This is a genomic window from Pseudomonas sp. P4_C3 (assembly GCF_056402075.1).
In genome coordinates this window covers 24253-43936 of the sequence record NZ_JBFUIC010000019.1, presented here as the reverse complement: position 1 = coordinate 43936, position 19684 = coordinate 24253, and the positions used below count along the sequence as shown (strand labels likewise).

Here is a 19684-nt window from a genome sequence, read left to right as displayed (position 1 = left end):
GTTTTGCCCGATGGACGAGCTGAGAAGCGTTACTGGTGGCATTAAAAGCGGGCTGGAGCTACGAAGAGCGCTTTAGGTGTAGTTAGCCAGCCAAACATCGTCGGCGCTAGTGTCGACGATGTTTGAACCAGTTTTTACACACTCTGGGCCATGGATGGCCGATGGCGGCGGGCCCACGGAGCAAGACCGGAGCGAGGGCATGCCGAGCCTAGGCGAGGCACCGAACGTCAGGGGCAAGAGCCCTTGGTTACTTGGGGCTTTTCCAAGTGACCCGCCGTAAGGGCGGAACCGATAGCCGCCATTACCGAAGAAACGGATATGTACACGGTCACCCACAACATGGTCGGCCCAGAGGCCGCCAAGACCAGGCCAAACCCCAAACTGACAGCGCCGTCAGTTAGCCGTCACCCTCCTGACCGGCAAACAGGTTTATAAAGGAAAATACCAACCGTCTACCCAGCCCCGGCGCCCCACTCGCATGCGAATCCAGAAAAAATCCGCCCTGCTCGTCGCCCTTCTGATCGTCCTGGCAGCGCTGGGCCTGTGGTACGCCAACAAACCGGCCAAGGCCAAACTCGCCACCCCCACCGCCATCCCCGTGCGCGTGGTCGCCGTAGCCGAAAAAGACGTGCCGCGCTACGTCAGCGGCATCGGCTCTGTGCTGTCCCTGCACAGCGTCGTAGTCCGCCCGCAAATCGACGGCATTCTCACCAAAATCATGGTCAAGGAAGGCCAACTGGTGAAAAAAAACGACCTGCTGGCCACCATCGACGACCGGTCGATCCGCGCCAGTCTCGACCAGGCCCGGGCACAACTGGGCGAAAGCCAGGCGCAACTGCAAGTGGCGCAAGTCAACCTCAAGCGCTACAAGCTGCTGAGTGTCGACGACGGCGTGTCCAAGCAGACCTACGACCAGCAACAAGCCCTGGTCAACCAACTCAAGGCCACCGCCCAAGGCAACCAGGCCTCGATTGATTCCGCCGAGGTACAGCTTTCCTACACACAAATTCGCTCACCGGTCAGCGGCCGTGTCGGTATTCGCACGGTGGACGAAGGCAACTTCCTGCGCATGACCGACACCAAGGGCCTGTTCACTGTGACCCAGATCGACCCGATCGCCGTGGAGTTCTCCCTGCCGCAGCAAATGCTGCCGACCCTGCAAGGCCTGATCAACGACCCGCAACACACTCAGGTAAAGGCCTACATCGGTGCCGACACCGACGGCGAAACCGGCAACCTGCTCGGCGAAGGTCACCTGACCCTGATCGACAACCAGATCAACGCCAACACCGGCACCATCCGCGCCAAGGCCGAATTCGACAACGACGCACAGAAGCTCTGGCCGGGCCTGCTGGTGACGATAAAGATTCAGACAGCCCTGGATAAAGATGCGCTGGTGGTGCCGCCGACAGTCGTACAACGCGGCCTCGACCAGCACTTCGTGTACCGGGTCAATGGCGACAAGGTCGAAGCCGTGCAGGTGCAGATGGTCTATCAAGGCAGCGGCCAGGACATCATCAAGGGTGTGAAACCGGGTGATGTACTGGTCAGCGATGGTCAGTCGCGGCTCAAGCCCGGCGCTACCGTGCAAGTGCTGACCGAGCCGCCGCAAGTGGTGCGATCGGAGGCGGCGCAATGAAGGGCCATGGTTCGGTTTCAGCCTGGTGCATCGACCACCCGGTGGCCACGGTCCTGCTGACGTTCGCCCTGGTGCTGCTGGGTGTCATAGCGTTTCCGCGCCTGCCGGTAGCGCCGTTGCCGGAGGCAGAATTCCCGACCATCCAGGTGGCCGCGCAACTTCCCGGCGCCAGCCCGGAAACCATGGCTTCYTCSGTGGCCACGCCYCTKGARGTGCAATTCAGTGCCATTCCCGGCGTAACCCAGATGACCTCSAGCAGYGCMCTGGGCTCGWCCAWSCTGACCCTGCAATTCACCYTSRACAAAAGCATCGACACCGCCGCCCAGGAAGTGCAGGCGGCGATCAATACTGCCGCGGGCAAGCTGCCCAAGGACATGCCGAACCTGCCGACCTGGYGCAAGGTCAACCCCGCGGACAGCCCGGTGCTGATACTCAGCGTCAACTCCTCGCTGATGCCCGGCCCGGAGCTCAGTGACCTGACGGAAACCCTGTTGTCCCGTCAGCTCAGTCAGGTCGACGGTGTAGGCCAGGTCGTCATCACCGGTCAGCAGCGTCCGGCGATCCGCGTCCAGGTTTCGGCGGACAAGCTCGCGGCCATCGGCCTGACCCTCGCCGACATCCGCCTGGCGATCCAGCAGACCAGCCTCAATCTGGCCAAGGGTGCGCTGTACGGGGAGTCGAGCATCTCGACCCTGTCCACCAACGACCAGTTGTTTCACCCGGAGGACTACAGCCAGCTGATTGTTTCCTACAAGGACGGTGCACCGGTTCATCTGCGCGATGTCGCCAAAGTCGTCAACGGTTCGGAAGATGCCTACATCCAGGCTTGGGCGGGCTCGCAACCGGGGGTCAACCTGGTGATCTTCCGCCAGCCTGGCGCCAACATCGTCGAGACCGTGGACCGCATCCAGGCCGCCTTGCCGGCACTGGAAGCGATGCTCCCCGCCTCGGTGCAGGTCAAGACGCTGATCGACCGCACCCAGACCATCCGTGCCTCGCTGCATGAAGTGGAAATCACCCTGCTGATTGCAATCATGTTGGTGGTGGCGGTAATGGCACTGTTCCTGCGCCAACTGTCGGCCACACTGATCGTGTCGGCAGTGCTCGGCGTGTCACTGATCGCCAGTTTTGCGCTGATGTATGTGATGGGCTTCAGCCTGAACAACCTCACGCTGGTAGCGATTGTGGTCGCCGTGGGGTTCGTGGTCGATGATGCGATCGTGGTGGTGGAGAACATTCACCGCCATCTCGAGGCCGGCGAAGGCATGCGCGAGGCCGCGATCAAAGGCGCTGGCGAGATCGGATTTACCGTGATTTCGATCAGCTTCTCGCTGGTGGCAGCGTTCATTCCGCTGCTGTTCATGGGCGGCGTGGTCGGGCGGTTGTTCAAGGAATTCGCCCTGACCGCCACCTCGACCATCATGATTTCGGTGGTGGTGTCGCTGACCTTGGCGCCGACCCTGGCCGCGCTGTTCATGCGCGCGCCGGTGCATCATGCCCACGACAAACCGGGCTTTGGTGAGCGTCTGTTGGCCTGGTACGAAAAAGGCCTGCGCCACGCCCTCGCCCATCAGAAAACGATGATCGGCGTGTTCGCTTTGTCGCTGGGTCTGGCCGTCGCCGGTTACATCTTCATTCCTAAAGGTTTCTTCCCGATCCAGGACACCGGTTTCGTCCTCGGCACCACCGAAGCCGCTGCTGACATTTCCTACGGCGACATGGTGAAAAAACACCTGGCGATGGCCGAAATCGTCGCTGCCAATCCCGCAGTCGAAACGTTTTCACATTCCGTCGGTGTCTCGGGCAGCAACCAGACCATCGCCAACGGCCGCTTCTGGATCACCCTGAAAAAACGCAGCGACCGCGATGTCTCCGCCAGCCAGTTCATCGACCGGATTCGTCCGCAACTGATGAAAGTGCCGGGTATCGTCCTGTACCTGCGCGCCGGCCAGGACATCAACCTCAGCTCCGGCCCGAGCCGCGCCCAGTATCAATATGTGCTCAAGAGCAACGATGGCCCGACCCTGAGCACCTGGACCCAGCGCCTGACGGAAAAACTGCGCGCCAACCCGGCCTTCCGCGACATTTCCAACGACCTGCAACTGGGCGGCAGCATCACCCACATCAGCATCGACCGCAGCGCCGCCGCACGTTTCGGCCTCACCGCCAGCGACGTCGACGAAGCCCTGTACGATGCCTTCGGCCAGCGCCAGATCAATGAATTCCAGACCCAGGTCAACCAGTACAACGTGATCCTGGAGCTGGACACCAAGCAACGCGGCAAGGCCGAGAGCCTCAATTACTTCTACCTGCGCTCGCCCCTGAGCGGGGAAATGGTGCCGCTGTCGGCCCTGGCCAGGTTCGATGCGCCGACCATCGGCCCGCTGTCCATCGCTCATGACGGGATGTTCCCGGCGGCCAACCTGTCGTTCAACCTGGCCCCCGGCGTGGCGTTGGGCGATGCGGTGATCATGCTCAACCAGGCCAAGGCCGACATCGGCATGCCGACCGCCATCAGCGGCAACTTCCAGGGCGCGGCCCAGGCGTTCCAGAGTTCGCTGGCCAGCCAGCCGTGGCTGATTCTGGCGGCACTGGTGGCGGTGTACATCATTCTCGGCGTGCTCTACGAGAGCTTCGTGCACCCGCTGACGATCATTTCGACTTTGCCTTCGGCGGGCCTCGGCGCGGTGATCATGCTGTGGATTTGCGGCCAGGACTTTTCAATCATGGCCTTGATCGGCCTGGTGCTGCTGATCGGTATCGTCAAGAAAAACGGCATCCTGATGATCGACTTCGCCCTCGAAGCGCAGCGCAATGGCGGACTGTCGCCGGAAGAAGCGATTTTCAAGGCCTGTATCACACGGTTCCGGCCGATCATCATGACCACCCTCGCCGCCCTGCTCGGCGCCCTGCCGCTGATGCTCGGTTACGGCACCGGCGCCGAATTGCGCCAACCCCTGGGGATCGCGGTGGTCGGCGGTTTGCTGGTGAGCCAGGCGCTGACGCTGTTCACCACGCCGGTCATATACTTGTGGCTGGAGCGGCTATTCCATCGGCACACACTCCCACCAGCGTCAGCACCGGATACGGCGCTGGCGACCACAGACTGAGGCGGGGTCATGCGCGTTCTGATTATCGAAGACGAGGAAAAAACCGCGGATTATCTGCACCGCGGTCTGACGGAACAGGGTTACACCGTGGACCTGGCGCGCGATGGTGTGGAAGGCCTGCACCTGGCGCTGGAAAGTGACTATGCGGTGATCGTCCTCGACGTGATGTTGCCGGGCCTGGACGGCTTCGGTGTCCTACGCGCTCTGCGTGCGCGCAAGCAAACACCAGTGATCATGCTCACCGCCCGCGAGCGCGTGGAAGATCGCATCAAAGGCCTGCGTGACGGCGCCGATGATTACCTGGGCAAACCGTTTTCCTTCCTTGAACTGGTGGCACGCCTGCAAGCGCTGACCCGGCGCAGCGGTGGCCATGAACCAGTGCAAGTGAGCATCGCCGACCTGTGGATAGATTTGATCAGCCGCAAGGCGACACGTGGCGGTGCACGGCTGGACCTGACCGCCAAGGAGTTTTCGCTGCTCAGCGTTCTGGCCCGCCGGCAGGGTGAAATCCTCTCGAAAACCGCCATCGCCGAAATGGTCTGGGACATCAATTTCGACAGCGATGCCAACGTCGTCGAAGTCGCGATCAAACGCCTGCGGGCCAAGCTCGACGGGCCGTTCGAAGAGAAACTGCTGCACACCATTCGTGGCATGGGTTATGTGCTGGAGAGCCGTGGTGTCCGGTAACTCGATCGCGCTGCGTTTAAGCGGGATGTTTACGCTGGTGGCGCTTCTGGTCTTTCTGTTGATCGGCTGGGCTTTGTACCAACAGGTCGACAAAGGCCTGGGCCTGTTGCCGGAAGCCGAACTGGATGCGCGCTACAGCGTGCTCGAATCCACGGTCGGCCGTTACGGCACGCCCGAGCATTGGGTGAAGATCAACAACAAGCTCAATCTGCTGAGCGAAGAAGACAAGCGCATCAGATTCTGGATCATCAGCGGTGATCCACACTACGAATACGGCAACCTGACACCGCAGATCCGCGCCTTTGCCCAAGGGCCGCTGGGCACCCGCGACATGCATTTGCCGGATCGCCCCTATCCGCTGAAAGTGCTGGTCAGCGAATTCCCGGCCAAGGACCAGCGCCCACCACTGCGCTTCATGATCGCCATCGACACCGAAACGTTTTTCCATACCCAGCATCAACTGCTGATCGCGTTGATCAGCCTGGCGATTGTCGGCGTGCTGCTGGCCTCGGCATTGGGTTACTGGGTGGCGCGGATCGGCCTCAAGCCGCTGATCAAACTGTCCCAGGAAGCCCAGCGCCTGGCCCCACCGTTGCGCTCAGGGCGCTTGCGATTGTCACCGTTGCCGCCGGAACTCGATCAATTCGTCAGCTCGTTCAACTCGACCCTGGAACGGGTCGAGCAAGCCTACTCGCGCCTTGAATCGTTCAACGCCGACGTCGCCCACGAACTGCGCTCGCCACTGACCAACCTGATCGGCCAGACCCAGGTCGCATTGACCCGCGGACGCTCTGCCGAGCATTATTTCGAAGTGCTGCAATCGAACCTCGAAGAGCTTGAGCGACTGCGTTCGATCATCAACGACATGCTGTTCCTCGCCAGCGCCGATCAGGGCAGCAAGGCGACCAAACTCACCTCAACCTCGCTGGCCGATGAGGTGGCCACGACCCTGGAGTATCTGGATTTCATTCTCGAGGACGCTCAGGTCCGGGTTGAGGTCAGTGGTGACGCACAAGTGCGGATCGAGATCGCTCATCTGCGCCGGGCGTTGATCAATCTGCTGAACAACGCGGTGCAGCACACCGCGCCCGGGCAGGTGATTCTAGTGCGGATCGAAGCCCAGGAGCATCAAGTCAGCATCGGCGTCGCCAACCCCGGTTCGCCGATTGCCCGTGAACACCTGCCACGGCTGTTCGAGCGCTTCTACCGGGTCGATGCCTCGCGCAGCAACAGCGGCCACAATCACGGATTGGGGCTGGCCATCGTCAAGGCGATAGCGTTGATGCACGGCGGCGATGTGTTCGTGCGCAGTGACCATGGGATGAATACCTTCGGGATTCATCTGCCCGTCTGAAACCCCATTCCCTTGTGGGAGCGAGCTTGCTCGCGATACAGGCGACTCGGTGCAACTTCGGAACCGAGGTGATGCTATCGCGAGCAAGCTCGCTCCCACATTGGATTCAGGTGCACTTAAATGTGTGCTCAACCCACTATTGCTAGTACCGCAACAGTCCTTTCATGAATCCGCTCTTTTTCCCCTCGCCTCATATCCTTATCTTTGCCCGCACCAAACAGCACTTGCCAAGCAAGAAGGTTTTAAAGATGTCCAACAGTATGGGTATTGCCAGCGCTTTCGTTTTGTCCTCTTTGTTCCTGTCGCCCTTGGCGATGGCGGAAGAATCGCAGACTTTCGTCGYGCATAACGCTGCACGCGCTGCGACGTTCGGAGAGCATCAGATCGAAATGACCGCCAAGGCTGCGCAAGACGCCCAGGCCCCGCAAGCATCCAGCACTCAGGCGCAGCCACAGGCCGAGAAAGACAGCTGATCTGCACCGATCACTCCCGTTTCCCTCGACACTTTTCTTCGGCTCTTCCCTTTGAAAAGTTGTCTTCAAGGCCGCTGCTGTCAGCGGCTTTTTTTATAGTGGCGACTCAACCTTCATTGCAATTTTTGCAACGAAACTCACTGACGCCCACGCCATCGATCAATCGTTCGAGCAACAGGAACGATTCACTCGGCTGCTACGTTTATGCAACTACGCTTACAACGTCCCTCTAGCAGACGTCAGCCCTATGACCGCAAGCCGCACCCCGCATTTTCAAGGCCCGCCCGGGCGACCCGAGATCATGGTGATCCTCGGCAGCACCCTGACTGTCATCTCGATCCTGTGCATCGTCACTTACCTGCTGATCCGCGAACACGCCTACGCCCAGCAGACCGCCACACGCAGCGCGACTACCATTGCGCAACTGATCGATGCCGATGTCCTGCGTACGGTCGAGCTCTATGATTTGACCTTGCAGGGTCTGATCGCCGCCGCCCAACGGGACGACCTGAAACAGGTTTCGCCGCAGATCCGTCATCTGGTGCTGTTCGAGCGCTCCACCACCGCGCGCTACAAGGGCGACATCCTGCTGCTGGACAAGCACGGCGACGTGCTGGCCGACTCATCATTGATCGAGCCGAAACCGGGCAACTTCGCTGACCGCGATTATTTCCTGGCCCATGTCTTCAATCGCGGCACCGGCATGTTTATCAGCCGACCGTTCAAACCGCACTGCGACTGCGATGACAACGACGAATGGCGCATCAGTTTCAGCCGGCGCATTTCCTCTCCCACGGGAGAGTTTCTGGGGGTCGCGGTGGCGTCGATGCGCATGAGCTATTTCGACCAGCTGTTCAGCAGCCTCGACATCGGCACCGGCAGTACGCTGGGCATCATCAACGATGACGGGATTCTCCTGGCGCAGAAACCGTACCGGGAAAAAAACGCCATCGGCAAAAGCTTCTCCAACCGCCCCAACGTCGTACGCATGCTGCAGGAGCGCAGTGGTACCTTCGAAAGCGTGTCGAGTGTCGACCATCAACAGCGCCTGTACACCTTTTCCCGGGTCGGCAACCTGCCGCTGACCGTCATCGTGGCCCTTTCCATCGATGAAGTGTTCGCCACCTGGAACCGCACTGCCTATGTGATCAGCGGTGCTACCGGGGTTTTGTGCATCGGTTTGTTATGGCTGACCTGGCTGCTCTGCCGCGAGCTGCGCCTGCGCCAACATGTCGAGCAGGAATTGGCGCAGTTGGCGGCCACCGATGCCTTGACCGGCGTGGCCAACCGTCGATCCCTCGATCAGACCCTGCGCCATGAATGGTTTCGTGCGCAGCGCAGCGGCAAGCCGTTGTCGTTGCTGATGATTGATGCCGATCACTTCAAGGCCTTCAATGATCGGCACGGGCATCAGGCCGGCGACGATGCCTTACGGGCATTGGCCGAGGTTATCCGCGCCAATGTCCATCGCCCGGCAGACCTGGTGGCTCGCTATGGTGGCGAAGAGTTTTCAGTGGTCCTGGCCGAAACTGGCAGTGAAGGCGCGCAGCAGATCGCCGAGCATATCCGCGAGGCGGTGCAAAAACTGCCACTGGTGGACGCCGGAGAGCGACCGATGAGCGTGAGTATCGGTATTGCCACCTGGACGGCGGGCAGCGATATCAACCTGGAGCAATTGCTGTTCAGTGCGGACAAGGCGTTGTATCAGGCCAAGGAAGGGGGGCGTAACCGGGTGGTGTGCGCCGGCTGATTTTTTTGTTGAGTGGACGGACGTCATCGCGAGCAGGCTCGCTCCTAGAAGGGAATGCAATCCACTGTGGGAGCGAGCTTGCTCGCGATGAGGCCAGCCCAGGCACTACAAACTTCGGACATAAAAAAAGGCCACCCGAAGGCAGCCCTTAAAAAACTAGAGAGGTTTTTTGCTTACACGGCCGCAACCGGACGCATGTAAGAGATCGGTGCAGTGCTGGCGTCTTCGAACGTCACGACTTCCCAGGCATCTGTCTGCTCAATCAACTTGCGCAGCAGCTGGTTGTTCAGTGCGTGGCCGGACTTGAAGCCCTTGAACTCACCAATCAGGCTATTGCCCAGCAGGTAGAGGTCACCAATTGCATCGAGAATCTTGTGCTTCACGAATTCGTCTTCATAGCGAAGGCCGTCTTCGTTCAGTACGCCATCGGCGTCGACCACAATAGCGTTTTCAACACTGCCGCCGAGTGCGAGGTTGTGCTTGCGCAGGTACTCGATGTCACTCATGAAACCAAAGGTACGGGCGCGGCTGACTTCTTTTACAAACGAAGTGCTGGAAAAATCCACGCTTGCACTTTGGGTGCGGTCACGGAAAACCGGGTGATCGAAATCGATCTCAAAGCTCACCTTGAACCCTTCGAAAGGGACGAAAGTGGCGCGCTTGTCGCCGTCTTCCACTGTCACTTCACGCAGGATACGGATGAACTTCTTGGCAGCGTCCTGTTCTTCCAGGCCAGCCGATTGAATCAGGAATACGAAAGGTCCAGCGCTACCATCCATGATCGGGACTTCGGACGCGGAGAGCTCGACGTAGGCGTTATCGATGCCCAGGCCTGCCATGGCCGAGAGCAAGTGCTCTACCGTGTCCACTTTGACGTCACCGTTAACGAGCGTGGTCGACATAGTGGTTTCACCAACGTTTTCCGCGCGGGCAGGAATCTGCACCACGGGGTCGAGGTCGGCGCGACAAAACACAATGCCGGTGTCGACGGGCGCTGGCTTGAGGGTCAGGTAGACCTTCTCCCCGGAGTGCAGGCCGACACCTGTGGCACGGATAATATTCTTCAGGGTGCGTTGTTTAATCATGGCATGGGCCGCTTCAGCGCAAATTGCGAACTGGTATCAACAAAGGCTGGCGATGATAGCAGACCAGACCTTTGCTGAACACCAATCACCCTAATACCCCTGATACATTTCATCAATCGGCCTGACGACGCAGGAATGCCGGGATGTCCAGGTAGTCCAGGTCATCTTGCGGATTCATCTTCGCGGCAGTCGCAGCACCGGCCTGGGCCTGGTTGCGCATGACGGTCGGACGGTCCAGGTCACGGTAGTTCACCGCTGGAGCTTCCTGACGAGCAGAGGTCTGTTGTTGCGGCTGGGAAGCCATCGACGTGTGCACGGTATTGTCGATGATCTTCACCGGCTTCTCGATTTTAGCGCCTAAACCTGTGGCAACGACAGTCACGTGCAGCTCGTCGCGCATGTCCGGATCGATAACGGTACCGACCTTGACCATGGCGTGCTCGGAAGCGAACGCCTCGATGATGCTGCCCACGTCGGAGTATTCACCCAGGGACAGATCCGGACCGGCAGTAATGTTCACCAGGATGCCGCGAGCGCCTTGCAGGTTCACGTCTTCGAGCAACGGGTTGCGAATGGCCGCTTCGGTGGCCTCACGTGCACGGTTCGGACCGCTGGCGCAGCCAGTGCCCATCATAGCCATGCCCATTTCGCTCATCACGGTACGCACGTCGGCGAAGTCGACGTTGATCATGCCCGGACGCTTGATGATGTCGGAGATACCGCGAACAGCACCGGCCAGTACATCGTCGGCCTTGGCGAAAGCCGACAAGAGGCTTGCGTCTTTACCGAGGATGGTCAGCAGCTTCTCGTTGGGAATGGTGATCAACGAGTCCACGCTTTCAGACAGCAGACGGATGCCTTCGTCGGCGATCTGCATGCGCTTGCGACCTTCGAACGGGAACGGACGAGTCACCACCGCAACGGTGAGAATGCCCATTTCCTTGGCCACTTCAGCAATGATTGGCGCAGCACCGGTACCGGTACCACCGCCCATGCCCGTGGTGATGAACACCATATTGGTGCCCTGCAGGACTTCGGCAATGCGCTCACGATCTTCCAGAGCGGCCTGACGACCTACTTCAGGGTTGGCGCCAGCGCCGAGACCTTTGGTCACGCCGGTGCCCAGTTGCAGGATGGTCCGCGCGCCGATGCTTTTCAGCGCTTGGGCATCAGTGTTGGCGCAGATGAATTCAACGCCTTCAATGTTGCTCTTGACCATGTGGTTGACAGCGTTGCCGCCGCCACCGCCGACACCGATAACTTTGATTACCGGGCTTGCGGGGATGTTGTCTACGAGTTCGAACATTTTCCCTCTCCTTTACATTCTCTAGTTTTTTCGCCTACTGCGTGCTTCGGTGTAACGGTGTCGCGGTAAATCTTCAGAAATTGCCCTGGACCCACTTCTTCAGGCGGTCCAGCAGCGGAGCCTGTGGCTCTTCGTTGCTGTAGCTGTCGCGGCTGCCGATGCCCGAGAACGAGATGCCGTCGGACTGCTTCTGCAGGCCGTACATCAACAGGCCGACGCCGGTGGAATAGATCGGGTTGCGCACCACGTCATCCAGACCTTTCACGCCGTGAGGCACGCCCAGGCGCACCGGCATGTGGAAGATTTCCTCGGCCAGTTCAGTAGCGCCTTCCATCTTCGACGTACCGCCGGTCAGCACGATGCCGGCCGGGATCAGGTCTTCGTAGCCGCTGCGGCGCAGTTCGGCCTGGATCAGCGTGAACAGTTCGTCGTAGCGCGGCTCGACCACTTCGGCCAGGGCCTGGCGGGACAGCTCGCGTGGTGGACGGTCGCCAACGCTTGGCACCTTGATGGTTTCACCGGCACCGGCCAGTTTGGCCAGGGCGCAGGCGTAGCGAATCTTGATTTCTTCGGCGTACTGGGTCGGAGTGCGCAACGCCATGGCGATGTCGTTGGTCACCTGGTCACCGGCAATCGGGATCACTGCGGTGTGACGGATCGCGCCTTCGGTGAAGATCGCGATGTCGGTGGTGCCGCCGCCGATGTCCACCAGGCACACGCCCAGCTCTTTCTCGTCATCGGTCAGTACCGAGTACGCGGAAGCCAGTTGCTCGAGAATGATGTCGTCGATTTCCAGGCCACAACGACGCACGCATTTTTCAATGTTCTGTGCGGCATTGACGGCGCAGGTGACCACGTGGACCTTGGCTTCCAGACGCACGCCGGACATGCCCAGTGGCTCGCGGACGCCTTCCTGGTTATCGATCACGTAATCCTGCGGCAGGGTGTGCAGCACGCGCTGGTCAGCCGGGATCGCCACGGCCTGGGCCGCGTCGAGTACACGCTCAAGGTCCGCCGAGCTGACTTCGCGATCACGAATCGCCACGATGCCGTGGGAGTTCAGGCTGCGGATGTGATTGCCGGCCACACCGACGAACGCCGAGTGAATGCGGCAACCCGCCATCAGCTGCGCTTCTTCGATGGCGCGCTGGATCGATTGCACGGTGGATTCGATGTTCACCACCACGCCTTTTTTCAGGCCACGGGATGGATGGGTACCGATCCCGACGATTTCCAGCGTGCCGTCGTCCGCGACCTCGCCCACCAGCGCCACCACCTTGGAGGTGCCGATATCGAGACCGACGATCATTTTGCCGCTTTGCACGTTTGCCATGGGTCCTGCCTCTTCTTAATTCTTCGCGACAGCGGGTTGGGCTGCCGTGGGCGCTACAGGTTCCCGCCAGCCAACAGCGAGGCCGTTGGCGTAGCGCAGATCGATGCGCGCAATGTTCGTAATCTGTTCTTTGAGCGTCTTGTCATAGATGGCGATGAAACGGCGCATCTTTTCCACCTGGTTGCCGCGTCCCAGCAGCAGTTCGATCCCGGGACCCGCGCTGCCGGGGCCGGTGGTCAGGAACCAGCTGCCACGATCACGCAGTTCCAGGCGTGCAATCGAGAAGCCCAGCGGCCTGAGCATCTGGCTCAGCACCTGGTATTGCTGCATCACTTGCTGTTGAGCCCGCTGCGGGCCAAACAGCTGAGGCAAGTGTTCGTAGTTCGCCAGCTCGCGCGGGGTGAAGGCCTGGCCCTGGTTGTTCAACAGCGACTCGTCACCCCATCGGGCCACCGGCAGTTGTTCTTCCAGGCGGATCACCACTTGATCCGGCCACACCCGGCGCACTTCGGCGTGGGCAATCCATGGCATCGTTTCCAGCTCGGTGCGCATGCTCGCCAGGTCGATGGTGAAGAAGCTCGACGCCACGTACGGGGCGATCCGCTGCTGCACCGCTTGCTGGCTGATGTAACTCAAGTCGCCCTGCACGTTGATCCTGGTGATCGGCCGGTCGGCATACGGCAACAGCCGTGTCGCGCCTTCGTAAGTACCGAACCCCAAAGCCACCAGCACTACCGGCCAGAACAACGCTTTGAGAAAACCGAAGTTGGCTTTCGGCAGGCGCGCGGACATCGGCTCTTTGGCCACCATTCGGCTGGCACCCCGCGGCACCGGCTTGCGGCCGGGCGATGCGGGGGGCTGATGTCTGAGCTGAGCGCCTTGCATGGCCTTAACCTCTCGTCGACTCTTGGTTACCGGCAGTGTTGCCGGCAACGCTCTCGGCCAGAATGGCCAGAACCAGTTGCTGGAAATTCAGACCGGCAGCACGGGCCGCCATCGGCACCAGGCTGTGATCGGTCATGCCCGGTGCGGTGTTGACTTCCAGGAACCAGAACTGCCCGTCGGCGTCCTGCATCACGTCTGCCCTGCCCCAACCGGCGATACCCAGCGCTTCACAGGCTTTCGCCGTGAGGTCCATGAGTTCCTTTTCCTTGGCGCTGTCCAGACCGCACGGAATGCGGTACTGGGTATCGTTGGCGATGTACTTGGCGTCGTAGTCGTAGAAGCTGTGCGTCGTGCCCAGGGCAATCGGTGGCAACACCTGGTCACGCAGGGTGGCGATGGTGAACTCCGGACCGTGAATCCATTGCTCGACCAGCACTTGCGAATCGTAGGTACTGGCCGCTTTCCATGCGTCGATCAATTCGGACGCGGAACTCACTTTGGCCATACCGATACTTGAACCTTCATGGGCCGGTTTGACGATCAAAGGGAAGCCCAGTTCCGTCGCCGCCGAAATACAATCGGCCTCGCTGCTGAGTACCGCGTGACGTGGGGTCGGAATGCCCAGGCTGTGCCAGACCTGCTTGGTGCGCAGCTTGTCCATGGCCAGGGCCGAAGCCAGGATGCCGCTGCCGGTGTACGGAATGCCCAGGCATTCGAGCAGGCCCTGCATGCTGCCGTCTTCACCGCCACGGCCGTGGAGGATGATGAAGGCGCGGTCGATCTTTTCGTTGAGCAGTCGCTGCAGCAGGTCATCGCCCACGTCGAGGCCGAACGCGTCCACACCGGCGCTTTGCAGTGCGTCCAGAACGGCGTTACCCGACTTCAGGGACACTTCACGCTCGGCACTCTTGCCGCCGAACAGCACGGCGACGCGGCCGAAGTCTTTCGGCGCGATCGTGGAGACCAGGTTGGCGTAGGCAGCAGTCATTTCAACTTCCCCTTCTCCGGCGCGGCAACGGCACCGGCGAACAACTCGCTTTTCAACAGTTTTGGTGCGAGACCGCCGATATCGCCGGCGCCCTGGCACAGCAGGATGTCGCCGGCGCGCAGCAGCGGCTTGACCACTGGCGCAAGGTCGACACCACGCTCGATGTAGATCGGGTCGAGCTGGCCACGCTGACGGATGCTGTTGCACAGCTTGCGGCTGTCAGCGCCCGGGATCGGCTCTTCGCCGGCCGGATAGACTTCCATCAGCAGCAGTACGTTGGCGTCGGCCAGTACATTGACGAAATCGTCGTACAGGTCGCGGGTGCGGCTGTAGCGGTGCGGCTGGTAGACCATCACCAGGCGGCGCTCCGGCCAGCCACCGCGTACGGCCTTGATCACTGCCGCGACTTCCGTCGGGTGGTGACCGTAGTCATCGACCAGCATTACATTGCCGCCGTCTACCGGCAGTTCGCCGTAGACCTGGAAGCGTCGGCCGACACCCTGGAACCCGGACAGGCCCTGGACGATGGCTTCATCGCTGACGCCTTCGTCGGTGGCGATGCAGATAGTCGCAAGGGCGTTCAATACGTTGTGGTTGCCCGGCATGTTCACCGAAACATCCAGTGGCTCGCGGTCGGGACGCAGTACGGTGAAGAAGGTCTGCATGCCTTGCTGGCGCACGTTGATCGCACGTACGTCGCAGTCTTCGCCGAAGCCATAGGTGACCGTCGGACGTTTGACCTGCGGGAGGATTTCACGCACTACCGGATCGTCCAGGCACACCACCGCCAGACCGTAGAACGGCAGGTTGTGGAGGAATTCGACGAAGGTTTTCTTCAGCTTGTTGAAGTCACCGTCGTAGGTCGCCATGTGATCGGCGTCGATGTTGGTGACCACGGCCACCAGCGGCTGCAAGTGCAGGAAGCTGGCGTCGCTTTCGTCGGCTTCGGCAATCAGGTAACGGCTGGTGCCGAGCTGGGCATTGGTACCCGCGGCATTCAGACGGCCACCGATTACGAACGTCGGGTCCAGGCCACCGGCGGCGAACACCGACGCGATCAGGCTGGTGGTCGTGGTTTTGCCGTGGGTACCGGCAACGGCGATGCCGTGGCGATAGCGCATCAGCTCAGCCAGCATCTCTGCACGCGGCACCACCGGAATACGACGTTCCAGCGCGGTAGCGACTTCCGGGTTGGACGTGTTCACGGCACTCGACACCACCAGCACGTCGGCGGCAGCGGCGTTCTCGGCACGGTGGCCGATGAAGATCTGCGCGCCGAAGGACTCCAGGCGCTCGGTGACCGGCGAAGCCTTCAGGTCGGAACCGGACACTTCATAGCCCAGGTTCAACAACACTTCAGCAATCCCGCACATGCCCACACCGCCGATACCAACGAAGTGGATGCGACGGATGCGGCGCATTTCCGGTTGCGGCATGGCTTTCTGATTCTCAACCATGGGCCACCTCCAGGCAGCTATCGACCACGTTACGGGTGGCATCGGGTTTGGCCAGGCGGCGTGCCGCAGTAGCCATTTCGTTGAGTCGTTGTGGTTGCATCAGGACCTCTGTCAGGCGAGCGGCAAGATCCGCTGCACCAGTCGTTCTTTGCGGCATCAGGAAGGCTGCGCCTTCACGGGCCAAATATTCGGCGTTGCGGGTCTGGTGATCGTCGATGGCATGAGGCAAAGGCACCAGCATCGAGGGCAGACCGGCGGCGGCCAGTTCACTGATGGTCAGCGCGCCTGCGCGACAAACCACCAGGTCGGCCCAGCTGTAGGCTTGGGCCATGTCTTTGATGAAGGGCTGCACCTGCGCCTCGACGCCAGCCGCGCGATAGCGCTCTGCAGTCACTTCATCGTGGTTTTTGCCGGCCTGATGGAACACTTCCGGACGCAAATCGGCAGCGACTTGCGACAGGGCTTCAGGCAGCAACTTGTTCAACGGTTCTGCGCCCAGGCTTCCGCCCAGGATCAGCAAACGCGCCTTGCGACCGGCCAGGGCAGGTCGCGATGTCTCGAGGAACAGCTCGGTGCGCACCGGATTACCGGTGGTCCGGCGGCTGTCCGACAGGGTAAAGGTGTCGGGGAACGCTTCACAGACTCGGGCGGCCAACGGCACCAGCAACCGATTGGCGGTACCGGCCACGGCGTTCTGTTCGTGAACGATCACCGGCACGCCGGCCAGTTTGGCGGCAACGCCACCAGGACCGGTCACATAACCACCAAAGCCAACCACGCAGACCGGCCGCAGCCGACGAATGATCGCCCGCGCCTGCCAGACCGACTTGAGCAACATGAACGGCGCCTTGAACAGGGACAGCTTGCCCTTGCCGCGCAGACCGCTGGCATTGATCCGGTGCAACTCGATTCCGGCCGCCGGCACCAGATCGTTCTCGATGCCACGCGGAGTGCCGAGCCAGTGCACGGTATAGCCGCGTGCCTGGAATTCGCGGGCACAGGCCAGTGCCGGGAACACGTGGCCACCGGTGCCGCCAGCCATGATCATGACGTTAGCGCCCATGGTTCGGCTCCTCGGCGAAGTCGCTCTCATGGAACTCCATCTCTTCACTGCCCAGGTGGGTTCGACTTTCCCACTCGATGCGCAGCAACAAGCCGAGACAGGCACAGCAGATCACCAACGAACTACCGCCATAACTGAGGAACGGCAAGGTCAGACCCTTGGTCGGCAGCAGACCGACGTTTACACCAATGTTGATCAGGAACTGACCAATCCACAGGAACGACAGACCGTAGGCCACGTAAGCCGCGAAAAACTGCTTGGCCTTTTCAGCCCACAAACCGATGTACATGCCACGAATGCACACGAAGACGAACAGTGCCACGGTGCACAACGAACCCACCGCCCCCAGCTCTTCGGCCAGGACCGAGAACACGAAGTCAGTGTGGGCTTCCGGCAGGTAGAACTGTTTCTGCACGCTGTTGCCCAGGCCGACGCCCAGCCATTCACCGCGACCGAAGGCGATCAACGCCTGGGACAACTGATAGCCGGCGCCGAACTGGTCGGCCCATGGGTCGGCAAAGTTGGTCAGGCGCGCCATTCGATACGGCTGCATTTGAATCAACAGCACCACCGCACCGACAGCCAGCACCACCATCAGGGAAAAGCGGAACAGCCCGACGCCGCCAAGGAACAGCATCGCCGCCGCCGCCCCCATCATCACGACGGTGGCACCGAAGTCCGGTTCCATCAGCAGCAGGCCCGCCATTGGCAGCAGCACGATGAACGGCTTGAAGAAGCCCATCCAGCTTTCGCGCACTTCTTTCTGGCGGCGCACCAGATAACCGGCGAGGTAGATCACCACGAACACCTTGGCGATCTCGGAAGGCTGAACGTTGAAGAAACTGAAGCCGATCCAGCGCATCGAGCCGTTAACCTCACGGCCGATCCCCGGAATGATCACCATCACCAGCAAGCCGAACGCACCGAGCAGCATCAGCCAGCCCAGCCGTTGCCAAGTAGCGATCGGGATCATCATGGTGACGATGCAGGCACCCAGGCCCAGCACCACGTAAATAAGGTGGCGAATCATGTAATACAGGGCGCTGCCCGACTGCACGGCCGCCACTTCGGTCGATGCCGAGGCAATCATGATCAACCCCAGGCCGAGCAACGTCAGGCAACCGGCGAGCATCGGGAAGTCGAGGTCGATACCGCGCCCGGTGATGATCGGCGAAGGGTATGGCTTGATGATGTCTCTCAGGCTCATGCCAGATCCTCCACGGCTTGGACGAACTGGTGACCACGGTCTTCGTAGTTCTTGAACATGTCGAAACTGGCGCAGGCTGGCGACAGCAGCACCACGTCGCCCGGCTGGGCGGCGGCGCGGCATTGCTCGACGGCCTCGGCCAGGGAGCCGGCGCGGATCAGCGGTACGGCGTCGCCGATAGCCTCGCCGATCCTGTCGGAGTCGCGCCCCATCAGCACCACGGCGCGGCAGTTGGCCGCCACCGGATCGTGCAGGTCCTTGAACTCGGCACCTTTGCCATCGCCACCGGCGATCAACACGACTTTGCCGTCGATGTCTGCGCCCAAACCTTCGATGGCCGCCAGTGCGGCGCCGACGTTGGTGGCCTTGGAATCGTTGTAATAGCCCACGCCGTCGAGGTCACGGACCCACTGGCAGCGATGTTCGAGACCGGCGAAGGTGCGCAGGCTCGACAGCATGGCATCGAACGGCAGGCCAACCGCATGACCCAGGGCCAGGGCTGCCAGGGCGTTGGACTGATTGTGGGCGCCACGAATCTTCAATTCGCGCACCGGCATCAGGTTCTGGAATTCGAAGGCCAGGTATTTCTCGCCGTCTTCTTCACGGATACCAAACGCCTTGAAATCGGGTTTGCTCAGGCCGAAGGTCCAGCATGGCTGCCCTTCGCCCATCAACGGACGACTCAGGGCATCCTGACGGTTGACCACGAACTGTCTGGCACCGCGGAAGATCCGGTGCTTGGCCAGGTGATAGGCTGGCAGACCGCTGTAACGGTCCATGTGGTCTTCGCTGATGTTGAGCACGGTCGCCACTTCGGCGTTGAGTTGGTCGGTGGTTTCCAGCTGGAAACTCGACAGTTCCATCACGTACAACTCGATGTCGTCGCTGAGCAAGTCCAACGCCGGGGTACCGAGGTTGCCACCGACGGCAACACGCTTGCCCGCCGCCGCCGCCATTTCGCCGACCAGCGTGGTGACGGTGCTTTTCGCGTTGGAGCCGCTGATGGCCACGATCGGCGCCTTCGCGTTACGCGCGAACAGTTCGATGTCACCGGACAATTTCACGCCACGGGCGGCGGCGGCCTGCAGGGCCGGGGTCGCCAGCGCCAGACCGGGGCTGACGTAGAGCTCGTCGGCACGGCACAGGAATTCGACGTCCAGCTCGCCACAACGCACTTCCACGTGCGGATAGTCACGCTTGAGCGTGGCCAGTTCCGGTGGATTTTCCCGCGTATCGGCCACGGCAAACGCCACGCCCCGGTTCGCCAGGAAGCGAACCAGGGACATGCCGCTCTTGCCGAGGCCGACAACGATGCGGAAGTGGTCAGAAGCGATCAGAGACACGAGT

The 19684-nt window shown here is 61.0% G+C and carries 15 protein-coding genes; 6 read left to right on the top strand and 9 right to left on the bottom strand.

Translation table 11 applies throughout. The annotated features are described in order from the left end of the window. The first annotated feature begins 478 nt into the window (after positions 1-478). From AC1DVH_RS06330 to AC1DVH_RS06305, 6 genes are all read left to right on the top strand, one after another. Positions 479-1639 (top strand): efflux RND transporter periplasmic adaptor subunit, encoded by a 1161-nt coding sequence (locus tag AC1DVH_RS06330; RefSeq protein ID WP_477753064.1) that lies wholly within the window; start codon positions 479-481, stop codon positions 1637-1639. After that, positions 1636-4749 carry a multidrug efflux RND transporter permease subunit gene (locus AC1DVH_RS06325; RefSeq protein WP_477753063.1) on the top strand — a complete coding sequence of 1038 codons (3114 nt, stop codon included), beginning with the start codon at positions 1636-1638 and terminating at the stop codon, positions 4747-4749. Before AC1DVH_RS06330 ends, AC1DVH_RS06325 begins: the two co-directional genes overlap by 4 nt. Positions 4750-4758: 9 nt before the next feature. Beyond that, a complete protein-coding gene (locus AC1DVH_RS06320; protein WP_477753062.1) occupies positions 4759-5436 on the top strand; it encodes a heavy metal response regulator transcription factor in 678 nt (225 codons plus the stop codon). Then, entirely contained in the window at positions 5426-6790 is a 1365-nt protein-coding gene (locus tag AC1DVH_RS06315) for a heavy metal sensor histidine kinase (protein ID WP_477753061.1), read from the top strand. The genes AC1DVH_RS06320 and AC1DVH_RS06315 overlap by 11 nt, the downstream gene beginning before the upstream one ends. Before the next feature lie 248 nt (positions 6791-7038). Next, on the top strand, positions 7039-7263 hold the full coding sequence (locus AC1DVH_RS06310) for a hypothetical protein (protein WP_477753066.1): 225 nt from the start codon (positions 7039-7041) through the stop codon (positions 7261-7263). A 247-nt stretch (positions 7264-7510) separates the two neighbouring features. Further along, positions 7511-9013: a diguanylate cyclase gene (locus tag AC1DVH_RS06305; RefSeq protein WP_477753060.1), complete on the top strand. Its 1503-nt coding sequence runs from the start codon at positions 7511-7513 to the stop codon at positions 9011-9013. Positions 9014-9186: 173 nt separating this feature from the next. Here the strand turns inward: AC1DVH_RS06305 and lpxC are convergent, their stop codons facing one another. The 9 genes from lpxC to murD all read right to left on the bottom strand — a co-directional run bounded on the left by lpxC (position 9187) and on the right by murD (position 19680). Further along, the gene (lpxC, locus tag AC1DVH_RS06300) at positions 9187-10098 is read right to left on the bottom strand and encodes a UDP-3-O-acyl-N-acetylglucosamine deacetylase (protein WP_007939852.1); all 912 of its coding nucleotides are present in this window, start codon (positions 10096-10098) and stop codon (positions 9187-9189) included. A 112-nt stretch (positions 10099-10210) separates the two neighbouring features. Next, entirely contained in the window at positions 10211-11404 is a 1194-nt protein-coding gene (gene ftsZ, locus AC1DVH_RS06295; RefSeq protein ID WP_477753059.1) for a cell division protein FtsZ, read from the bottom strand. Positions 11405-11477: 73 nt separating this feature from the next. Beyond that, complete coding sequence (ftsA, locus tag AC1DVH_RS06290) at positions 11478-12737, bottom strand: cell division protein FtsA (RefSeq protein WP_007989901.1); 1260 nt, start codon at positions 12735-12737, stop codon at positions 11478-11480. 15 nt (positions 12738-12752) lie between these two features. Continuing rightward, on the bottom strand, positions 12753-13622 hold the full coding sequence (locus AC1DVH_RS06285; protein WP_477753058.1) for a cell division protein FtsQ/DivIB: 870 nt from the start codon (positions 13620-13622) through the stop codon (positions 12753-12755). 4 nt (positions 13623-13626) lie between these two features. Beyond that, on the bottom strand, positions 13627-14610 hold the full coding sequence (locus tag AC1DVH_RS06280) for a D-alanine--D-alanine ligase (RefSeq protein ID WP_477753057.1): 984 nt from the start codon (positions 14608-14610) through the stop codon (positions 13627-13629). After that, on the bottom strand, positions 14607-16067 hold the full coding sequence (gene murC / locus AC1DVH_RS06275; protein WP_150727953.1) for a UDP-N-acetylmuramate--L-alanine ligase: 1461 nt from the start codon (positions 16065-16067) through the stop codon (positions 14607-14609). The genes AC1DVH_RS06280 and murC overlap by 4 nt, the downstream gene beginning before the upstream one ends. Then, positions 16060-17130: an undecaprenyldiphospho-muramoylpentapeptide beta-N-acetylglucosaminyltransferase gene (gene murG, locus AC1DVH_RS06270; protein ID WP_477753056.1), complete on the bottom strand. Its 1071-nt coding sequence runs from the start codon at positions 17128-17130 to the stop codon at positions 16060-16062. The genes murC and murG overlap by 8 nt, the downstream gene beginning before the upstream one ends. After that, entirely contained in the window at positions 17120-18337 is a 1218-nt protein-coding gene (ftsW, locus tag AC1DVH_RS06265; protein ID WP_477753055.1) for a putative lipid II flippase FtsW, read from the bottom strand. Before ftsW ends, murG begins: the two co-directional genes overlap by 11 nt. After that, complete coding sequence (gene murD, locus AC1DVH_RS06260) at positions 18334-19680, bottom strand: UDP-N-acetylmuramoyl-L-alanine--D-glutamate ligase (RefSeq protein ID WP_477753054.1); 1347 nt, start codon at positions 19678-19680, stop codon at positions 18334-18336. The genes ftsW and murD overlap by 4 nt, the downstream gene beginning before the upstream one ends. Positions 19681-19684 lie beyond the last annotated feature (4 nt).

What these genes read in the sequence shown, in the direction of transcription:
- AC1DVH_RS06285 (WP_477753058.1), bottom strand. Translation starts at nt 13,622, where the DNA reads ATGCAAGGCGCTCAGCTCAGACATCAGCCCCCCGCATCGCCCGGCCGC.
- lpxC (WP_007939852.1), bottom strand. Translation starts at nt 10,098, where the DNA reads ATGATTAAACAACGCACCCTGAAGAATATTATCCGTGCCACAGGTGTC.
- AC1DVH_RS06280 (WP_477753057.1), bottom strand. Translation starts at nt 14,610, where the DNA reads ATGACTGCTGCCTACGCCAACCTGGTCTCCACGATCGCGCCGAAAGAC.
- ftsZ (WP_477753059.1), bottom strand. Translation starts at nt 11,404, where the DNA reads ATGTTCGAACTCGTAGACAACATCCCCGCAAGCCCGGTAATCAAAGTT.
- AC1DVH_RS06320 (WP_477753062.1), top strand. Translation starts at nt 4,759, where the DNA reads ATGCGCGTTCTGATTATCGAAGACGAGGAAAAAACCGCGGATTATCTG.
- AC1DVH_RS06305 (WP_477753060.1), top strand. Translation starts at nt 7,511, where the DNA reads ATGACCGCAAGCCGCACCCCGCATTTTCAAGGCCCGCCCGGGCGACCC.
- murC (WP_150727953.1), bottom strand. Translation starts at nt 16,067, where the DNA reads ATGGTTGAGAATCAGAAAGCCATGCCGCAACCGGAAATGCGCCGCATC.
- murG (WP_477753056.1), bottom strand. Translation starts at nt 17,130, where the DNA reads ATGGGCGCTAACGTCATGATCATGGCTGGCGGCACCGGTGGCCACGTG.
- ftsW (WP_477753055.1), bottom strand. Translation starts at nt 18,337, where the DNA reads ATGAGCCTGAGAGACATCATCAAGCCATACCCTTCGCCGATCATCACC.
- AC1DVH_RS06330 (WP_477753064.1), top strand. Translation starts at nt 479, where the DNA reads ATGCGAATCCAGAAAAAATCCGCCCTGCTCGTCGCCCTTCTGATCGTC.
- ftsA (WP_007989901.1), bottom strand. Translation starts at nt 12,737, where the DNA reads ATGGCAAACGTGCAAAGCGGCAAAATGATCGTCGGTCTCGATATCGGC.